Raw genomic sequence first — 17,412 nt, forward strand, 5'->3', positions numbered from 1 at the left:
ACTACATTCTCTTACATAGTCACAAGTCAGGTGAGTTTGATGCGCAATATACGTCTACTCCGTATTAACGGATACCTATGAATGGGTTTCGTAATAAGAATCAAAAAAGAAAAGCCGGTCAAGATAAATAACCCCAACCGGCAAACTCATTCTTTTATCTTGTCGACTAGTTTAAAGAATAAATTAAACTTTGTGATTGGTGTAGCATCTTTTATAATCTCGATGAACTGCTTGACTTTATATTTCTCGAGTAGGTTTTCGCTTTTTTTCTTGTCTTCCCACTTTTGTATAGAATACTCCACTATTTTAGTATGGCATTAAAAACATTGATGAAAACCTTTCAGGTAGTGGTGTTATTTATCTCATTATTTACCATTAATAGTTTTTTTTATCGATCAAATACTATGTTTATATTTGTTACATTTGGGAGGATATCATATTGAGTAAAACAAGTTATATACCCTTAACCTCATCAGAACTTGGTTCTCTTTGGTCAACTTACTTACAAAATAGTATGACAGAACATGTTTTAAATTACTTTCTAGTGCAAGTTCAAGACCCAGATATAGAACCGTATATTCAAATAGCCTATGACATATCTCTTCAAAGTTTGGACAATATAAAAAGTATATTCACACAAGAAGAAATCCCAATCCCCGTTGGGTTTACAGAACAAGATGTTAACCTGCAAGCACCTCGTTTATTTGATGATATCTTCTTTCTAAGTTATTTACAAAACCTTGGTAAGGCAGGAATGGCGCAGTATAGTTTGATGAAAGGTATGTCAACTAGAAAAGATATACGGGCTTTCTTTAGTTCTTGTCATGAAGAGACCTCCAAACTTTATGATCAAGTCATTGATAGCTTACTCAATAAAGGATTATTAATTCGGCCTCCACATATACCTATTCCTAATAAAGTCAATTTTATTGAAGATAAAAACTATTTTGACGGTATATCGTTTATTGGGAAGAAAAGACCACTGAACGTAATAGAAATTTCCCAATTATTCTCGAATATTCAGACGAATGTTATTGGTGTAATGCTTTCTATAGGTTTCGGGCAAACAGCAGAATCACAAAAAGTAAGAGACTATATGAATAGAGGAAAAGAAATAGCTAAAAAACACATAAAAGTTTTTGGTGATTGTTTAATTGAAAGTGATATTCAAGTACCAATGACATGGGATGCTGCTACGTTAGAATCTACAGTTCCAGTTTTTTCAGATAAGCTAATGATGTTTCATTTTAATATGCTGGTAGCAGGTGGTATAGGTAATTATGGAGTTGCCGCATCAGTTAGTCAACGAAGCGATCTAGTGTTGAATTACAATCGGCTCTCAGCTGAAATTGTAAAATATGCTAATGATGGCGCAAATATCATGATAAAAAATGGATGGATGGAAGAAGTACCAACGGCAATAAATCGTACAAATATAATAAAGAAAAGTGGAAACAAATAAATGGCGTGAAAACAATCGAAGTATTACTTTGGAGCATTATATTTCCTGGTTTTGGGCAAATATTAAATGGTAAATACCTTAAAGGCATTGTACTCATACCTTTAATTGTTTTAATTATTGTAAAAGGGAACCTAAATCTAATTATCCTATCTAGCTTACAAGGTAATGTTGAAAGGGCAATTCAACTAACTAACCACAAGTGGATTTTATTTTTTCCTTGTTTATATTTCTTTGCAATATGGGATGCCTATAAAGATGCAGGCGGTGGTGAAAAGCCGTATTCATCTTTCCTGTTTTTGTTTTCAGGGTATTTTATGACCGTAGGAACCATTTTTTCTACGAAGATAACTTTGTTTGATTTACATATAGCACCTATATGGCTACCATTGATTAGTGTGATACCAGGGATACTTGTTGGGTTGCTATTACAATGGATAATCATAAGCAAGGAAAATGGTTAAAGGAAAGTATGCTAGCGCATATCCATCCATATGTAGGTAATTAGATTTTTAATACTCAATGTAGGACAATCAGTGGTATTGTCCTTTTCTTATGTCACAAAATGGTAAATCCAATAATTCCTCTTCTTTAATTGATAGATTAATCTCCTCATTCATTTCTCCTGTTCCATTCGACTCTGAAATTTTAATTTCTGATATTTTTTTTTTAAAAGAACCATTGTTTCTCCTTGTTGTAATTGGCAACCTATTAAAGCGATAGCCATACATAAAATTGTTAATATCGAAAATATAACCTTCCAGCTATTCCCTCTCCTCTATCATCAAAGTGAGCAGAGTTGCCCACTTAATAAGACGGTTTATATATTCTATCGGTGTCGGTATCAATTACATAATCAACCTCTATGTCTTCATTATAGACAAGTTGGTCAAAGCAGTTAATTCGGCAAAATATAGCTGGAAGGTCTAAAATATTTGAAGTAAGAGCTTTGGCATTTATATACCTTTTCATAAGTTCCTTTTTTGAACAACTTTTTCCTTTAATTAGAACTTTGTGATAATATCCGTCAATTTTAACTATCAATGTCATCACGATTGACTGCTAACCAATCCATATAGCTTTAGTTTGTTTTGTCTTTTCGACTGAAATACGGACCGCACCAGCCTGTTTCATGCGTTCTTACGTAAGTCCAATTAAACTCTTTATCTACTACGTAAACATCTTCTTCATTTACAAAGTCCTCGGCTGTTAAAGAAGAAGCCTTTTCAAGTATATAAGCATCATCCAAATGCTGATAAAAAACATAACATGACTGTTTTGATTCTTTCTTAAATGCTGTATCAGCTTGTTCTTCTTTTAAATATTTCCTTTTTTCATAACTAAATACATGCCATAGGTATCCACAACAACCATCTTCATCATAAAGATAAATAGATTTCTTTTCTTTATCACTAAGATGATTGACAAAGGTATCTTCCCATTGCTTTCGTAGATATGTCCCCCACTTAGGTATTTCAATTACCTTTACCTTTTTCTTTTTAAGCAAGGTTACTAAATCAATCACACTTTCCAAAATGACACCTACTTTATATATTCATCATATCTCATTGGCATCTCTGTTAAAAAATAAATGAACATCTTACACGTTAAGTCTATTATTTAATGCTTTCAAGCTATGCAAACTGAAGTCCCTAACATCCCTATTTTTGCTCTGGGATAGTTCATTTAATATTTCCAATAAATAATCATCTTCTATAATTCCCTTATTATCACCTTCAGCACAGCATGACAAAAAAAGCAGTAAATTAAAATGCACTTTTGGTTTTTCGTGTTGTCTCATTTTTTCAACTATATATCGAATCAATTCGTTATTTGTTGAGAGAATTTTTGTAAAAAAACGTTCAATCTCTCCTGGCTTTCCCTTTTGTATTACTTCGTCAATCTTCATATAGTAATCTTTTATTTCCTGTTCGGAAAGCTCTGAATCATACGAGTCCAATTCTACATCCTCTATGTAATCTACAAGACCATTGATAAATTCTTCAAAATCCTTTGCCAACTTTATCTCTTGATTCTGCTCTACATCGATAAAAACGACAGAAGGATTTTTCCTCTTTCTATAATCCAAACAGATAAACATCGGTGGGTCTGCTGATATAATCAGCAATTTTTTACTGCGTATTCCCCATTCTTTTCGCAAATAAAGACTATCTAATAACCCTGGCTCTTGCCCTATTCCATATAAAAAATCCACATGGACAGAGTTATTAGCCCAACTATTCGGGGTATCCGTAGAAAAGTATTTATTTTTTAAATAGAACCCATTTCTTTTCTTCATTAATTGAATATAGGAATCTGGCAAGTCCATATTTAGTTCCTTCTGAATGTTTTCTACTAACTCAGAATCGACTTCACCTTTATAATATTCATCTAATTCTTCTGCCCATAATATCTCTACATTCATGTTATTCCCCCTTTATAATAAGACATTTAATGTTATGCCCCTCATACCACTTTGGCTAACCGTATGTTTCATAAGTAATGTCCATTAAAATCTTTTCGTAAGTCTCTATCTTCCTCCTAAGTTCCTTATATTTTAAAGAATAAGTTTCAAACTTTTCTAATTCAATGAACATACTCATTAAAGCCTTTTTTGATTCAATTATTTTTTCAGTAGACTTTCAATATTTTTTATATCGCGGTACATAATAAGGTGTTCTTTAAAATTCTTTCTCGCTTCTGTAAGGGAATAATCCCCATTTGGGCATCCCCACACTTCATCCGTATTTGGGTCATCTTGTCCATCGTCTCCCCAATGGCAAAGTTCGCATATGTCAAATATTCTTCGTTCTTCTATTGTTAGAAAGCCACAACAAGGACACTTTTCACGTTTCACTCTAATCTCTCCCTTTATTCAGATTAAGTATTTAACGCAAATGACGTTTATACTGCATAAAGGCTTTGTATGGTGTTAGCCCTACCGTTTCATTAGGTACATAACAATCTCTATCCTGATATGGCATTTCTAACTCTTTCCACTCAAAATTACCCTCAACACATTTGATAAATAAATCGTCGTATCCATCACCATCTGTAGGGGATAACCCTAACCTTATTTCTTTATGCTTTAATGCAACTGGCATATTCAATAAAGTTTTTCATAATACCGATGAAATGTTACTGGTCACTGACATTCATTGTGAGAGGAATGAAAAAAGACCCACAGAAGTCTACCGAAAATATATAAATGACAAGAAGTTAAGGCAAAAAAATGAAACATAAGATGTTACCAAGTGTTTTCTTAGAGGGTGAAGATCAAGATGAAGATGATTATGAGGACATGGTCACACATCGATTTGTTCTACCTTGTAAAAAGAGCGATATTCGTTATAAACCGCTCTTAACTGCTATTAGTTTTGAGAATTTTCACATCATCCCAAATTCTAAAAGGGTTATACTGCCCTGGTATTTATATGATGACCGAGGATGGGACGTTATCGCCTCAAACCAAGAAGATTTAGATTTACTTTATGAAGAACTAAATAATTGGATTTTAGACTACGACCGGGAACAGATTGATAAGATATTCAAATAATCTATTTGTTGTATAATTATAGAAAACCATTTACAAGAGGTGAAGAACTTGAATTTTCTTACCACACGTATTGTCATCATACTCAGCCTGTAATGGTCTAATCATTCTTTGGGGACTTTTACAGGCTGAGCCTTATCCCAAGGAGTTGATGACAAGTGAAGCCACATATCAAAAATCGAAGTCGTGCTTATTATCGACATCATCGAAAAAGAGTGATTCATCGTAAAACAAAGATTGCAGAACAAACTGGATGGCAATCTCGTTTTACTGGATATTTCGCAAAAGGGAAAGTTCATTGTTCGTGCTGGATGTGTTCCCAAAAGACAAAAAAAAGATGGATTTCCTCATTCGCAAAACATTCAATTGAAACGCTTAAACAGTCAATTATATGATTACTTTAGCGAAGGGGAATTTTAATCATTTAATGAGCAGGGTGATAGTTCTTCCCTGCTCTTTCATTATTTTGTAGTCTTGCGTCTCCATCAGCTATAAACAAGCATGTCCTAAATCCATTCCATCAGACCAGGTAGCAAATGCAAAAATTCTTTTCTATATTCAAATTCTTTAATTGATTCACTCGTTCAAAGTCATTCTTATTTCTTAGCAGATATTCTGAAAGACCACCCTTGTCCAGTAAGGTGGTCTTCTCGGTGAACCGCTTGGATATTCTATTCTTGTACTTCCATTATACCATTTTTCCCAAAATAAGGTTATCTTTATGATAGGGGGTTGTTATGTGGCACAGGAGTTTATTATTGTGTTACACTTTTAAAATCATCTGCGATACTACCTCAACATGCGTCGTCTGCGGAAACATATCCACCGGCTGCACCTCTACAGTCCGATACCCACCATCCTCAAGCACCCTTAAATCACGTGCTAATGTCCCAGGATTACATGACACATAAACAACCTTCTTCGGTTTCATGTCAATGATGGTTTGCAAGAGTGCTTCGTCGCAGCCTTTTCTTGGCGGGTCGACGACGAGGACGTCTGCTTTGTGTCCTTTTTCGTACCAGGCTGGGATGACTTCTTCTGCTTTTCCGACGGCGAAGTTTGCGTTGGTTATGTTGTTGAGTTCGGCGTTGCGTTTGGCGTCTTCAATGGCTTCGGGAACGATTTCGACGCCGAAGACGGATTTGGCTTTTTGGGCAAGGAAGAGTGAGATGGTACCGATGCCACAGTAGGCGTCGATGACTTCTTCTTTGCCTGTGAGTGCTGCGTATTCTAGAGCTTTGTCATAAAGGACTTTTGTTTGTTCTGGGTTGACTTGGTAGAAGGATCTTGCTGAGATGGCAAAGCGCACATCGCCAATATAGTCATAGATGACTTCTTGTCCCCAGAGTACACGGGTTTCGTCGCCCATGATGACATTTGTTTTCTTATGGTTAACGTTTTGAACAATGGATTTGACACCTGCTATATTCTTTGTGATGTCTGCGATGATTTTCTTTCTATTCGGTAGATCCTTCGCTTTTGTGACAAGGACAATCATGACATCCCCCGTAACTAAACCGTAGCGGGCCATGATATGACGAAGGTCCCCTTTATGGCGCTGCTCATCGTATGCACGCACACCATTTTTATTGCAGATGTCTTTGACTTTTTGAATAACCTCATCATTTTTTTCTTGCTGAATAAGGCAAGATTTCATATCAATGATTTGGTGGGAGCGTTGTTGATAGAATCCACCTATTAACCCGCCTTCATGTTCGCCAATTGGTACTTGGGATTTATTACGGTAACGCCACGGATCGCTCATGCCAAGGGTAGGATGAACAGTCACGTTTTCAAGCTTGCCTATTCTTGTGAGCACATCACGGACTTGTTTTTGCTTGGCTAATAGCTGGCCCTCGTAACTTAAATGCTGGAGCTGGCAGCCGCCACATTCTTTATATATTGGGCATGGCGCAGGGACACGATAAGGGCTTTCTTCGTAAGTTTCGATTAGTTTGCCAAAGCCGTAGCCTTTGCTTGTTTTCAGCACCTTAATTTGCGCTTTTTCACCTGGAAGGGCATTGGGGACAAATAGTGGATAACCGTCGACCTTTGCCACGCCCGCTCCTTCATGGGTTAAATCTTCAAAAGTAACATCTATATAATCGTTTTTCTTAACAGGTAATGTTTGCTTCATTTCATTCTTCCTCTTCTCTTAAAATCCGTGCAAATCGCTAGTCAGATTGTAACATAAAAACAAGCGCAATACGAAAGGAGGTTTCTTTCTCAATTTTAAATAAAAAAGCCATGCATTACGCATGACTAGTGATGTTTGCTTCAAACCGATCCTCCACCTCAAGAACAAACCCGTGAAAATACTTCTCAAAATAAGGATGGCGATGAATCCCTTCCGCGTCAGTGATAAACTGGAAGGTCGCATGTGGATGAACGAGCTTCTCCTCAAGTGCTTTCGTTGCTTCTATTGTATTAGGTACCATTTCTCTTAGGATATTTGGATATTCGTCTCCTTCTTTTTCACCTACGTACCAGAAGATATGTTTCTCATCCGTAATGGCTGGTTGTTTTTGCAAGAATGATAGAAAATCAGGGTACCATAGAGAAGCCGATAGTAAGAAATAATAGTCGAAATCCTCACGTCTTGTTAATAAAGAGTAAAGGGAGACGAGCGCCCCGAACGATGCTCCTGCGAGGCCTACATGCTTCGGTTCTATTGATAGATGAAATTCTTTATGTAAAAAAGGCAACAGCTCATCTTTAACCATCGTTAAATATGTATCTGCCTCACCTTCATAGGCATAGTCATCTACTTTTGCATACCAAGGAGTGTATTCTCTATTACGATCTATCGGGTCAACACCTACAAAGGCAATATGCTTCAGCGGGTGTTGCTCGAAGTACTCAAACAAATAAGAGCCATCTTGAACAATAATCGTCAGTTGCGGTGTTTCATTTTCTGGTAAAAGAATCGATAAGTTATATTCTTTCCATTGCCATTTTTTCATGGTTTCCTCACCTTCCCTTTTTTTCAAAAAAAGCTACTGAAGGCTCAATCACGACAGTAGCTTTTATTCATTCTTAATCTTGATAATCAGGGCGATCTTGTTTACGTATTTGATTGAGTGGTACAAATACATCCAAATGACGATACAAGTTCACAAATTCAGCTGGGGTGTCCCCGCCGTATTCACCGTCAAGGTTCAACATAACCGGATCTTTTGAATATACTTTTATTCTGTTCGCTTTTGCATAGATGACATGTGGATCATTGACATGCTCACCTCGTAAGGCAAGTGAGGCAATGCGAATAAACTCAGCTAAATTGGTTTTCTTCAAAATCAACAAGGTGAACATTCCATCATTAATGGAGGCATCTGGGGCTAATTTTTCAAAACCGCCGACAGAGTTTGTTAAAGCGACCAGGAATAACATCGCTTCTCCTTCAAAAATTTTGCCATCGAATTCAATCGTGACATCAGCCGGTTTAATACTTGGAAGCATTTCTATTCCTTTTAAATAGTAGGCAAGTTGACCAATCATCGTTTTTAACTTGCTTGGTACTTCATATGTGAGCTCTGTAATACGACCGCCACCAGCAATATTAATAAAATACTTTTTATCCATTCGTCCAATATCAACAGGGATTTTCTCGCCTTTGACAATAATATCCGCTGCCGCTTCTACATCACGTGGAATGTGCAGTGCACGAGCAAAATCATTCGTTGTCCCTGTCGGAATAATACCCAATTGCGGTCGGAATTCCTGCTCTGCGAGGCCATTGACGACTTCATTAATCGTGCCATCTCCACCGGCAGCTACGACAAGGTCATACTTTCTCTCAACAGCAAGTCTTGCAGCCTTTGTCGCATCACCTTCACAAGTTGTCGCGTGACAAGAGGTTTCATATCCTGCGCGTTCGAATTTCTCTAATACTTCTGCAAGATGCCTTTTAAAAATTTCACGACCAGAAGTTGGATTATATATAATTCTCGCTCTTTTCATTACCCATCATCCTATAAAATAAAATAAGTGCTTATATATGTTTTTACTGTTCTTTATACTGTAATGAGCCATTGGTTCCATCATTTTACATCATACATTGTCCACAATCAGATAGCAATATTTAACCATTTCCTCTAGCCCAATCCTATTCTAATTAATCTCGACCGTTAAGACAAGTTTCATACCTATCTATTTCATTATTTAAGGAATATTCAGATTCCCACATTTCCCTTTTCTTTTATATTATAATCAACACAGAAGCGAATGTGCGAAAGAGGAGTGACACCATCGTGACCATACATAACTGGCGTAAATCATTACTATTAATTGTTATTATACTATTCACCGTTACACTAACTGCATGTGCCACTGAAACAACAACTGAAGAACAGACAACATTTTCACCAACCTTAACAGCTCACTTTATAGATGTAGATCAGGGAGAGGCGACATTATTACAAGGTGAAGATTTTACGATTTTAATAGATAGTGGGAGACATGATGGCGATGAAGTTGTACCCTATTTACAATCAGTTGGGGTAAAAGAAATTGACTTACTCGTTGGCTCTCATCCCCATGCTGATCATATTGGACAAATGCCTGAAGTAATTGACTCTTTTCCTGTCAAAGAAGTGTGGATGAGCGGAGCAGAAACAACGTCGAGAGTATATGAAGACGCATTAGATGCCATTATCGAAAGTGAAGCAGCTTACCATATACCAAGAGCAGGCGAATCATTTACAATTGGTTCAGCACAGATCGATATTCTTCACCCATCATCTGTTGAAGAAGATTTGAATAATAGCTCGATTGGGATGAAGGTCACTTATAAAGAACAATCGTTTCTCTTCACAGGCGATGCGGAAACATCAGCCGAAAATGAGATGCTCGCCTCAGGCAACATAGAAGCAGATATTTTTAAGATCGCACATCATGGTTCAGATACATCTAATAGCGAGGCATTTATAGAAGCAATCCATCCTGAAATCGCTATTTACTCTGCTGGTGCAGACAACTCTTACGGTCACCCAAATCAAGAAGTATTGAACCGCCTTCAGCAAATGAATATAGACGTGTACGGCACAATCGAAAATGGGACGGTTATCATTCAATCAGATGGCCATGACTACCTCTCCATAATTGGGGTAAAAGAGAAAAAAGACAACAAAGCGAACGAGGAAGTTGTCATTGAAAGCTGTCCTGCAGATCATATTATGATTAATGAAGCGAATGCTGAAACATTGCAACAAATCCATGAAATTGGCCCAGATCGTGCCGAGGAAATCATCGAGAAAAGACCTTTCACTTCCTATGATGACCTGCAACGCATTGCTGGTATTGGCCCAGCCAAAGCAAAAGAAATTGAAGATCAATCTATAATTTGTTTCTAAGAGGAGTGGAGTCGAGTGAATAAAGCTGTTATAGATAGAATGGAAGAAGGCAAAGCTGTGCTCCTAGTCGGTGATGAGCAAGTGGAAAAAATAATTGCGGCTCATCTCCTACCACCTGACGCAGCCGAAGGTACATGGCTTCTTATTACAATGAAGGAAGACGAAATAACTGAAATCATCATCGATCACGAGGCAACAAAAGCTGCCAAAGAAAGAATCAAGCAAAAACAAGCGAAGTTATTAAATAGAGGCAGCCGCTTTAAACAAGACTAATCAACACTGCGAAAAAGCACATCAACATTTTACTAGATTGATGTGCTTTTTATTATCGTATACGCCCTCTAGTCATCCTCACGGGTGATAAATAAATGGGACAATGATGAGCAAGATGGCTATCATCGTGATTGTTTTCGTCAGAGACTTTGATAGCTTCTCTCTTCCTTCCCCTTTATACCAACCAGAAAATTGCCATTTATTCCGATAGAGCACAAATAATAGAAGTAAAATACCAAGAAAGCCCATCCAAGGTTGCGTAACCGTTTCTCCTCCTATTGTATAGACACCCGCTAACGCCGCACTTCCTAACCAACCTACTACTAAGAAGATAGCAATAATTCTTACAAGTTCAAAGACAATCGTCATTGTTTTGTCACTCCTTTTTATAAACAACTTCAAAGTCTTCACATACGACGAGAATTTTTTCGTGAAAGTCTTTCCCTAAAGGTGCTAGCTCTCGTTTAAAAAAGGCTTCATGTACCTCTCTCCAATAAGCTAGCGAACAATCACCCTCCCCTTCATTAAATGCATGATTCTCTGTTACCTCGTCAAAAGGCACGACCGTCACATTTGTCGTTTTAACAATCACTTTCGGCAACCCTTTGCCATCAAGAATGATATTCAACTGTCCGACTTGCGGCAAATCTTCATTTTCTAACTCGTATAAAAGGTAATTGGATGCTGTTGCTGTTTTCTTCCCTTCTGCAACTAGTTCCACCAAGGCATCCGCCATTTCTTCACTATCACCGAACGCCCATGCTGCATAAGTATCGGGCGCTTCTGAGTGCTGCTGTCGATATTGCTGCCATATTTTATCTATTGCTGTCTGACTCATCTTTTATTCTCCTATTCACTTCTTCTATTATTTGTTGCGTGGTTTCCTCTTTGCTTAAAGTGCCATCGATGACTTTATCTGCATCCATCCTGACTGTCTCAAGCATATGGATATATGCGTCTCTCCTCTTCTCCATATAATCAGCTGCCGCATGCTGTGACGCTCCATTTCGGTGAATTTCAGCTAGCAGGACCGAGTAGTATCATCCAGTGGATTGAAAATGGTGCGACCTCACGTATAGGACAACACTCCGATTGTAAAAGAGGTACAGCGATTAAACAATGCCTTCGTTATCTCTGGTTTCCCTCCACCAGAAACGGCTGAAATTGCAATAATGAAGCTGTCTTTCTCTTTTATAAACGTCTGAGATTCCACCTTTTCTGATTCATCTCCCCTATATTCTTATGTCGATTATTTTCTATCTTATAAAAATAAGTGATTTCAAAAGCGAAATAACCCATCAGCAGTCCCCCACCCATTGCCGAATAGACTCCATTAAAAATGAAAAGGGGAATAAAAGCAAAAGAACTAGTCAAGGTAGCTATCGTTGGCGGTTTCACATTAGCACTCCTTTCATATTTCCATTTTAACAAATATTGGATGATTAAACTACTGTCCATCAGTTGCATTAGCGGTACCAACTAAACACGAAAAAAGCCAAATAACTGTACTTTAAGAATTTTGGCTTCTGTATTGTTTTAATTTTATTGAACGGTCTTCATTAAATGAACACAAATAATTTCCGCATAATTAACAACAAGATACTCCACTTTCTTTTTGAGGAATATCGGCAGATTCAAACAATTTTTGCAATCTGATTCAAAGGCACTAATATTTTTCTGACTATCCCTCTTCGTTAGCTCAAAGGTTCTTTAAGTATTCAATTTCGAAACATATAGAGTTTTTTTTGCCATTTCTACTCAGAAATCACCATTACATATTTCTTCTTAACTACCGGAGAACTTCAATCCTTTATCAAAAAAGAGGTAACAATTTCTCGACTCGGTGTTATAAATTCATTATTCATAGTAATTTTCATCATCGTTAAACCTTGTATCGTCGCAAAATAGAAAAGCGCCATTTCCATGGGATCTCCCTTTTTAAATTGATCTAATATCTGACCTTTTTCAATTAATCGGGCAGTTTGATTGAACATAGCTTTACTCTGCATATTAAGCTGCTGTATTTGAGGAGACAGATTCTCTATTGTTGAGGATTGGTTCATAAGCATTTGAAAATAGGCATACTCATCATCATTATCTAAATCATTTAATATTTCCAATGTTAATTGAAGAATTAACTCAACTGGGGATTCATTGCTTTGAAACTTTTTTATAATTCCTTTTAACCCTTCCACAGCGTAAGTAACTAATTCATTAAATAAGTCTTCTTTCTTTTTATAATGACGATACATTAACCCAATGCTAATTCCCGCTTCTTCTGCAATATCCTTCACACCTGTAGCAGCAAATCCTTTCTTCGCAAAAAGCTTTATTGCTGCAGTGTGGATTTTATTTTTTGTCGCAATCCTCATTGCCTCATATTGCTCTTCTGATCTAGGCAATCTTCTTCTCCCCTTTTTGACCATTCTGTTTCCTGATAATAAGTGCTTTAATCTTTCACATATTTCAAAGACAAAAGATGATGAATACCATTTTTCTTAGATATTTTTTCTGGCATAGACTTTCTCTTGTATTCTTTAAAACCCAACTTTTCATATAACTGTATTGCCGGGATATTAGTATCTGCTACTTCGTCAATCACATAATCATCATATAGTGTGTTATCAATGATATGATGAATGATTTGAGATGCCACACCTTGACCACGAAATTTCTGAGCGGTTCCAACAAACTCAATCGATCCAGTGTTTGTTGGTAAGTGTTCGTAAGGAGCTTCAAATTCCTTTTTCAAAAAAACACTGGCTATGCTTCCTTTAAAGAAACCTAAGTGCTTTCTCAACTCTTTTGAATTTAACCTCACAGAATTACTTTTTCTATCTGTACAAGCCGCAAAACCAGCAATTTCACCATTTACTATTGCTACATAAAATTGGTCTAAAACAAACATATGAGCAAAAGCATTGGCTATGATTTTTTTATCCTTTGAAAAATAACCAAGCCATTGCGTAAAGCCTTCCGCGAAGATTTCTCCCATCTGTTTTCTTACATTTAAATCAGTTTCAGCAGCAGGAATGATTTTAAGATTTTGACAAATTGCCCCCATAGAATAACACCCCTTTTTTAATGAGTGAATATATTTTCATTATAAAACAAAAAGGCTACATTGTGAATCCCATAATCTTGTGGATTTACGAAGCTTCGCCCCCTTTGGCTAACTCTTTTTCTAAAAGGGGGTTTTTGTCTTAAAAGATTATTCCGTTAAAGAGACAGATTCTTCTGGAATCTTGTATAATAAAATCAATAGTTTTTTTCAATTAAAGATAGAGGGTATAAAAATGGATAATGAAACCGCTAAAAATATTAGAGAAAGTTTAACGGCTGATTGTACAAAGTGCTTTGGACTTTGCTGCACAGCACTTAATATTGTAGCATCAAGTGATTTTCGGATTAACAAACCGGCAGGTACTCCTTGTAGGAATTTGCAGTCTGATTACAGTTGCCAAATTCATAGTCAGTTAAGCGATAAGGGATTCAAAGGCTGTACAGTATTTGATTGTTTGGGTGCTGGACAAGTCGTTTCTCAAGTTACTTTTAACGGTCAGAGTTGGCGAGAAAACCCTGACATTGGGGAGAAAATGTTTCAAGTGTTTCCCATCATGGAGCAAATTCATGAAATGATTGCCTACGTGGCAGAAGCTCTGTCTTACGATATACCGGATGATTTAGCTGATAAGTTGAGGAAACAGTTAAAGGAATTGCAGGATTTAACGAAGTTGGACGCAGATAATTTATTGTCACTTGATTTGGTGATTTACCGATTTTCTTTAAATGAACTGCTTACTTCAGCGAGTGATTTTGTTAGGAGAAATACCATTGATAAAATGCCTGGTGATCGAAAAATTAGAGAGTTTGACCATGGAAGAGCTGATTGGATGGGCAAAAAATTAAAGGGAAAAGATTTAAGAGCAACTGATTTTAGGGGAGCCTATTTAATTGCTGCGGATATGAGAAATACGGATTTAGGGGCAGTCAATTTTATTGGTGCGGATTTGCGAGATGTTAATTTCAGTGGCGCTGATCTGTCAACCAGTCTGTTTTTGACCCAAATGCAAATTAATTCGACCAAAGGTGATGTAAAGACCATATTACCCTCTCATATACATCGACCTTCTCATTGGATGAATTAATCTTGTTCATGTTTGTTTATTAACAGAGCCTTTTTGAAGATGGTTTTACTATCAGTCTTATTCAAGAAAATGGCGCTTTATCGGAAGAACACTACATAAATGATCAAACTTTTTTTATAACAAATACTTCAAAAAAAAGCCCATTTTGATCAATCTTTATTTCAAAATAGGCTTTTTAAGTTAACGCAAAATATGGTTTTCGAGATATTTCTTGATCAAACTTTAATCTAAACCACCAGATATATTTTAATCTAGATACAGGCTTTCTATTTCAATATGTGTTTTAATAAAGTATTTGGTAACGGTTATACACTAAATTAACTTACTATTGTAGGTTCGACAATATCTTTTCTTCGATAAACGTTCAGAATAAGGCCTAGTAGTGCAGAGTAAACTAGCAACATGCTTCCTCCATAACTAATAAACGGCAGGGGTACTATCATAATTGGGACGATTCCAAGACCCATTAGAATGTTCCAACAAGCGGGAATAATAAATAATGCAGCCCCACCGATTACTAATAATCTGCCGAATACATCCTTTGTTTTAAAAGCATTTAATGAAATCCGCAAAATAAATACAAAGAGAAGTAGACAAAGGAGCATTCCGAACGCCCAGCCTAGAGAATAGACGAGAAATGGGAATACCAAATCTGTATGTGCTTCAGCGAGCTTTAGATCATTGTAAAGTCCCTTGCCGAACCAACCAGCCTCTGAAAGGATATCTTTCAGTGGTATGAGGGTACCAGAGAGAAAGATATTAGGGAAATAAAGGATCATTGTACTAATGAAAATGATACCTATAAGCAAATTACCCACGGCTACTTTAATGGCAAATTGTTTATGAACATAAGAAAAAACATACATCGCTAATACGCAAAAAAAGTATATTATACTAAACATAAATTGTGGGACCATGATGTAGAGAAGGACTGGAGTCCAAAATAGGAATAATAGCATACGTTGTTTTTTCCAATCCTTAAACTCATTGATTTTGGCAAAAATGCCGGCCCACGCTAAGAAAAATAACAATAAGGATATAGCTGGACCATCAATCGTCATACCCCCGAAAGAAATCCATCTTTTTGCTCCGTTAACCTCCATGCCAACTAAAAAAGTTGTAAAAAAAAGGATTAATCCACCTCCATAAAAATACATCCACAAATTTTTCAGTTTCCTGTAATCAAAGAATAGAAATCCTATGAGAGCAAGAATTGCAAGCACGAGCCAGACTACTTGTTTTTTCATTAAAGAAATGCTTGGTTCTGAAAAACTACCAATCAGTGGAAGAAAACTAATCCCTGCAAGAATGACAAATAAAACAATAAGGAACCAATCCATTCTCGGTTTATGAAGATAATTCATGTTTTTACCAACGGTAGAGGGATCTCCCATTTCCTCCATTGCCTTTTTATCCGCATCCTTTATAGATACTCCTCTCTCTTGAAAGGATTGGCTGAGCTCTTCCATATGATCATTAAGCTCCTTTTTGATCATACTGTGAGCTTCCTTGGATTTCACTTGAGAGATGACTTTACTTAAATATTCGTCAAATTTGGATGAACTCATAAAGAAGCCTCCTCAATTAAATAGTTCAGTGATGCGCATTGTTTAGAACCTCTATGCTCCCAAGAAGCTACATATTTTTTTCCTTTTGTAGTTAGAGAATAGTATTTCCTGTCTTCAATCCAGTTGGAAGTAATGATTTTCTTATTTTCAAGTAGATGTAAAAGGATATAAAGCTGGCCTTCATTGCTTTTGAAGCTAAGCTCATTTTTTCGAAATAGTTGGGTGGAAATATCGTACCCATGCTTTGCTCCATCTTGCAGTGACTCTAATATATTTTTTAGGGTTTCTACTTTCCAGTAATGAAGTTCTAGGTGAGATTGTTTCCTACGGATCGTTTCTTTCACCGCATTTTTTCTCTCCTCGGAAAAAGAAAGACCTGCAAAATCTTTTTTTATAGAATTCTTTAAGTTATAGAATGGATCGTCCATGATTAAACCTCCTTTTTCATCTTGTTCTTTAATAATTCTCTGGCATGCTTTAATCTAGTTTTTAATGTATTACGATTGACACCCGTAATCTTGCTGATATTTGCTAATGAAAGCTCCTCGTAGTAATGTAAAAAGGCAACTTCCCTGTATTTTACTGGTAAATCCATCACAGCACTTGTTAAACTGTCCGCTACATTTTTTGAGATTATTTCCTCTTCCACATGTTTTGACTTGGATGGGATATGGTCCCAAATTTTATCGCTAAATTTTATTTTGCGATAATGCCAACTACGCAAGTAATCCTTACAATGATTAATGGCAATTCGATATAGCCACGTTTTTATTGATGATTTATGATTAAACTGACCTAGTTTTTCATAGCACTTAATAAATATCTCTTGTGTTAAATCCTCAGCTGTCGTTCGATTCTTCACATATGAAAAAACAAGATGCAGTACATCATCGCTGTAGTTATCCATTAATTGGCCGATAATTTGTTCAGTATTATCTATATTATTAACATTTATTGCTATTTTTTCATCAGCCATCTAAGCTTCACCCCTATCACCCATTTTAGACGAAGCAAGTATCATTTTGGTTTGGAAAAATTTAAAGGAAAGTAAAGGAAATAT

The 17,412-nt window shown here is 36.5% G+C and carries 24 protein-coding genes; 8 read left to right on the top strand and 16 right to left on the bottom strand.

The features are described from left to right. The first annotated feature begins 439 nt into the window (after positions 1 to 439). Together MKX29_RS05060 and MKX29_RS05065 are read left to right on the top strand one after the other, a co-directional pair. Positions 440 to 1,462 (top strand): DUF3231 family protein, encoded by a 1,023-nt coding sequence (locus tag MKX29_RS05060; RefSeq protein WP_341104405.1) that lies wholly within the window; start codon positions 440 to 442, stop codon positions 1,460 to 1,462. 5 nt (positions 1,463 to 1,467) lie between these two features. Then, positions 1,468 to 1,923, top strand: a complete 456-nt coding sequence (locus MKX29_RS05065; protein WP_307315096.1) for a hypothetical protein — start codon at positions 1,468 to 1,470, stop codon at positions 1,921 to 1,923. Positions 1,924 to 2,540: 617 nt separating this feature from the next. Here MKX29_RS05065 and MKX29_RS05070 read toward each other — a convergent pair. The 4 genes from MKX29_RS05070 to MKX29_RS05085 all read right to left on the bottom strand — a co-directional run bounded on the left by MKX29_RS05070 (position 2,541) and on the right by MKX29_RS05085 (position 4,569). Beyond that, positions 2,541 to 2,981, bottom strand: a complete 441-nt coding sequence (locus tag MKX29_RS05070; RefSeq protein ID WP_341108208.1) for a DUF4275 family protein — start codon at positions 2,979 to 2,981, stop codon at positions 2,541 to 2,543. Between the two features lie 78 nt (positions 2,982 to 3,059). Then, positions 3,060 to 3,884, bottom strand: coding sequence for an SMI1/KNR4 family protein (locus MKX29_RS05075; RefSeq protein ID WP_281203136.1), 825 nt, complete (start codon positions 3,882 to 3,884; stop codon positions 3,060 to 3,062). 198 nt (positions 3,885 to 4,082) lie between these two features. Further along, complete coding sequence (locus MKX29_RS05080; protein WP_341104410.1) at positions 4,083 to 4,316, bottom strand: CPCC family cysteine-rich protein; 234 nt, start codon at positions 4,314 to 4,316, stop codon at positions 4,083 to 4,085. Positions 4,317 to 4,347: 31 nt separating this feature from the next. Further along, a complete protein-coding gene (locus MKX29_RS05085; RefSeq protein ID WP_341104412.1) occupies positions 4,348 to 4,569 on the bottom strand; it encodes a hypothetical protein in 222 nt (73 codons plus the stop codon). Between the two features lie 25 nt (positions 4,570 to 4,594). On the opposite strand from MKX29_RS05085, the gene MKX29_RS24455 reads away from it, so the two are divergent. The 3 genes from MKX29_RS24455 to MKX29_RS05095 all read left to right on the top strand — a co-directional run bounded on the left by MKX29_RS24455 (position 4,595) and on the right by MKX29_RS05095 (position 5,407). After that, entirely contained in the window at positions 4,595 to 4,702 is a 108-nt protein-coding gene (locus MKX29_RS24455; RefSeq protein WP_445662692.1) for a hypothetical protein, read from the top strand. After that, entirely contained in the window at positions 4,692 to 5,015 is a 324-nt protein-coding gene (locus MKX29_RS05090) for a DUF3885 domain-containing protein (protein ID WP_341104414.1), read from the top strand. Before MKX29_RS24455 ends, MKX29_RS05090 begins: the two co-directional genes overlap by 11 nt. 155 nt (positions 5,016 to 5,170) lie before the next feature. Next, entirely contained in the window at positions 5,171 to 5,407 is a 237-nt protein-coding gene (locus MKX29_RS05095) for a hypothetical protein (protein ID WP_341104416.1), read from the top strand. Between the two features lie 368 nt (positions 5,408 to 5,775). Here MKX29_RS05095 and rlmD read toward each other — a convergent pair whose 3' ends face one another. From rlmD to MKX29_RS05110, 3 genes are all read right to left on the bottom strand, one after another. Further along, on the bottom strand, positions 5,776 to 7,149 hold the full coding sequence (rlmD, locus tag MKX29_RS05100) for a 23S rRNA (uracil(1939)-C(5))-methyltransferase RlmD (protein ID WP_341104418.1): 1,374 nt from the start codon (positions 7,147 to 7,149) through the stop codon (positions 5,776 to 5,778). A gap of 115 nt (positions 7,150 to 7,264) precedes the next feature. Further along, on the bottom strand, positions 7,265 to 7,975 hold the full coding sequence (locus tag MKX29_RS05105; RefSeq protein ID WP_289432859.1) for an alpha/beta hydrolase: 711 nt from the start codon (positions 7,973 to 7,975) through the stop codon (positions 7,265 to 7,267). Between the two features lie 73 nt (positions 7,976 to 8,048). Then, positions 8,049 to 8,972 carry a diacylglycerol kinase gene (locus tag MKX29_RS05110; RefSeq protein WP_095370585.1) on the bottom strand — a complete coding sequence of 308 codons (924 nt, stop codon included), beginning with the start codon at positions 8,970 to 8,972 and terminating at the stop codon, positions 8,049 to 8,051. A gap of 290 nt (positions 8,973 to 9,262) precedes the next feature. Between MKX29_RS05110 and MKX29_RS05115 the strand changes: the two genes are divergently transcribed. Together MKX29_RS05115 and MKX29_RS05120 are read left to right on the top strand one after the other, a co-directional pair. Next, the gene (locus tag MKX29_RS05115) at positions 9,263 to 10,363 is read left to right on the top strand and encodes an MBL fold metallo-hydrolase (RefSeq protein ID WP_341104422.1); all 1,101 of its coding nucleotides are present in this window, start codon (positions 9,263 to 9,265) and stop codon (positions 10,361 to 10,363) included. A 15-nt stretch (positions 10,364 to 10,378) separates the two neighbouring features. Then, positions 10,379 to 10,636, top strand: coding sequence for a DUF3006 domain-containing protein (locus MKX29_RS05120; RefSeq protein ID WP_341104424.1), 258 nt, complete (start codon positions 10,379 to 10,381; stop codon positions 10,634 to 10,636). A gap of 78 nt (positions 10,637 to 10,714) precedes the next feature. Here the strand turns inward: MKX29_RS05120 and MKX29_RS05125 are convergent, their stop codons facing one another. From MKX29_RS05125 to MKX29_RS05150, 6 genes are all read right to left on the bottom strand, one after another. After that, entirely contained in the window at positions 10,715 to 11,005 is a 291-nt protein-coding gene (locus MKX29_RS05125; RefSeq protein ID WP_281203145.1) for a hypothetical protein, read from the bottom strand. A gap of 7 nt (positions 11,006 to 11,012) precedes the next feature. Beyond that, positions 11,013 to 11,474: an ASCH domain-containing protein gene (locus MKX29_RS05130; protein ID WP_251162826.1), complete on the bottom strand. Its 462-nt coding sequence runs from the start codon at positions 11,472 to 11,474 to the stop codon at positions 11,013 to 11,015. Further along, the gene (locus tag MKX29_RS05135) at positions 11,452 to 11,610 is read right to left on the bottom strand and encodes a hypothetical protein (RefSeq protein WP_289432855.1); all 159 of its coding nucleotides are present in this window, start codon (positions 11,608 to 11,610) and stop codon (positions 11,452 to 11,454) included. The genes MKX29_RS05130 and MKX29_RS05135 overlap by 23 nt, the downstream gene beginning before the upstream one ends. Before the next feature lie 95 nt (positions 11,611 to 11,705). Next, positions 11,706 to 11,849 (bottom strand): hypothetical protein, encoded by a 144-nt coding sequence (locus tag MKX29_RS05140; RefSeq protein WP_341104427.1) that lies wholly within the window; start codon positions 11,847 to 11,849, stop codon positions 11,706 to 11,708. Between the two features lie 589 nt (positions 11,850 to 12,438). Next, on the bottom strand, positions 12,439 to 13,038 hold the full coding sequence (locus tag MKX29_RS05145; RefSeq protein WP_341104429.1) for a TetR/AcrR family transcriptional regulator: 600 nt from the start codon (positions 13,036 to 13,038) through the stop codon (positions 12,439 to 12,441). Between the two features lie 47 nt (positions 13,039 to 13,085). Then, positions 13,086 to 13,700 (bottom strand): GNAT family N-acetyltransferase, encoded by a 615-nt coding sequence (locus MKX29_RS05150; protein WP_251162831.1) that lies wholly within the window; start codon positions 13,698 to 13,700, stop codon positions 13,086 to 13,088. Positions 13,701 to 13,932: 232 nt separating this feature from the next. Between MKX29_RS05150 and MKX29_RS05155 the strand changes: the two genes are divergently transcribed. After that, positions 13,933 to 14,784, top strand: a complete 852-nt coding sequence (locus MKX29_RS05155) for a pentapeptide repeat-containing protein (protein WP_341104432.1) — start codon at positions 13,933 to 13,935, stop codon at positions 14,782 to 14,784. A gap of 317 nt (positions 14,785 to 15,101) precedes the next feature. On the opposite strand, the gene MKX29_RS05160 is transcribed toward MKX29_RS05155, so the two are convergent. The 3 genes from MKX29_RS05160 to MKX29_RS05170 are packed head-to-tail and all read right to left on the bottom strand — an operon-like array spanning position 15,102 to position 17,328. Continuing rightward, positions 15,102 to 16,352: an FtsW/RodA/SpoVE family cell cycle protein gene (locus MKX29_RS05160; RefSeq protein WP_341104435.1), complete on the bottom strand. Its 1,251-nt coding sequence runs from the start codon at positions 16,350 to 16,352 to the stop codon at positions 15,102 to 15,104. Further along, positions 16,349 to 16,780, bottom strand: coding sequence for a PadR family transcriptional regulator (locus tag MKX29_RS05165; protein WP_341104437.1), 432 nt, complete (start codon positions 16,778 to 16,780; stop codon positions 16,349 to 16,351). Before MKX29_RS05165 ends, MKX29_RS05160 begins: the two co-directional genes overlap by 4 nt. A 2-nt stretch (positions 16,781 to 16,782) precedes the next feature. Continuing rightward, a complete protein-coding gene (locus MKX29_RS05170) occupies positions 16,783 to 17,328 on the bottom strand; it encodes a sigma-70 family RNA polymerase sigma factor (RefSeq protein WP_341104439.1) in 546 nt (181 codons plus the stop codon). Between the last annotated feature and the right edge of the window lie 84 nt (positions 17,329 to 17,412).

Source organism: Cytobacillus sp. FSL R7-0696 (assembly GCF_038006865.1).
Classification (GTDB): Bacteria; Bacillota; Bacilli; order Bacillales; family Cytobacillaceae; genus Cytobacillus; species Cytobacillus kochii.

Excerpts from the sequence above, each read along its gene's own strand:
- MKX29_RS05075 (WP_281203136.1), bottom strand. The coding sequence starts at position 3,884 with ATGAATGTAGAGATATTATGGGCAGAAGAATTAGATGAATATTATAAA.
- MKX29_RS24455 (WP_445662692.1), top strand. The coding sequence starts at position 4,595 with ATGTTACTGGTCACTGACATTCATTGTGAGAGGAATGAAAAAAGACCC.
- MKX29_RS05090 (WP_341104414.1), top strand. The coding sequence starts at position 4,692 with ATGAAACATAAGATGTTACCAAGTGTTTTCTTAGAGGGTGAAGATCAA.
- rlmD (WP_341104418.1), bottom strand. The coding sequence starts at position 7,149 with ATGAAGCAAACATTACCTGTTAAGAAAAACGATTATATAGATGTTACT.
- MKX29_RS05105 (WP_289432859.1), bottom strand. The coding sequence starts at position 7,975 with ATGAAAAAATGGCAATGGAAAGAATATAACTTATCGATTCTTTTACCA.
- MKX29_RS05110 (WP_095370585.1), bottom strand. The coding sequence starts at position 8,972 with ATGAAAAGAGCGAGAATTATATATAATCCAACTTCTGGTCGTGAAATT.
- MKX29_RS05125 (WP_281203145.1), bottom strand. The coding sequence starts at position 11,005 with ATGACGATTGTCTTTGAACTTGTAAGAATTATTGCTATCTTCTTAGTA.
- MKX29_RS05130 (WP_251162826.1), bottom strand. The coding sequence starts at position 11,474 with ATGAGTCAGACAGCAATAGATAAAATATGGCAGCAATATCGACAGCAG.
- MKX29_RS05135 (WP_289432855.1), bottom strand. The coding sequence starts at position 11,610 with ATGGAGAAGAGGAGAGACGCATATATCCATATGCTTGAGACAGTCAGG.
- MKX29_RS05150 (WP_251162831.1), bottom strand. The coding sequence starts at position 13,700 with ATGGGGGCAATTTGTCAAAATCTTAAAATCATTCCTGCTGCTGAAACT.
- MKX29_RS05155 (WP_341104432.1), top strand. The coding sequence starts at position 13,933 with ATGGATAATGAAACCGCTAAAAATATTAGAGAAAGTTTAACGGCTGAT.
- MKX29_RS05160 (WP_341104435.1), bottom strand. The coding sequence starts at position 16,352 with ATGAGTTCATCCAAATTTGACGAATATTTAAGTAAAGTCATCTCTCAA.
- MKX29_RS05165 (WP_341104437.1), bottom strand. The coding sequence starts at position 16,780 with ATGGACGATCCATTCTATAACTTAAAGAATTCTATAAAAAAAGATTTT.
- MKX29_RS05170 (WP_341104439.1), bottom strand. The coding sequence starts at position 17,328 with ATGGCTGATGAAAAAATAGCAATAAATGTTAATAATATAGATAATACT.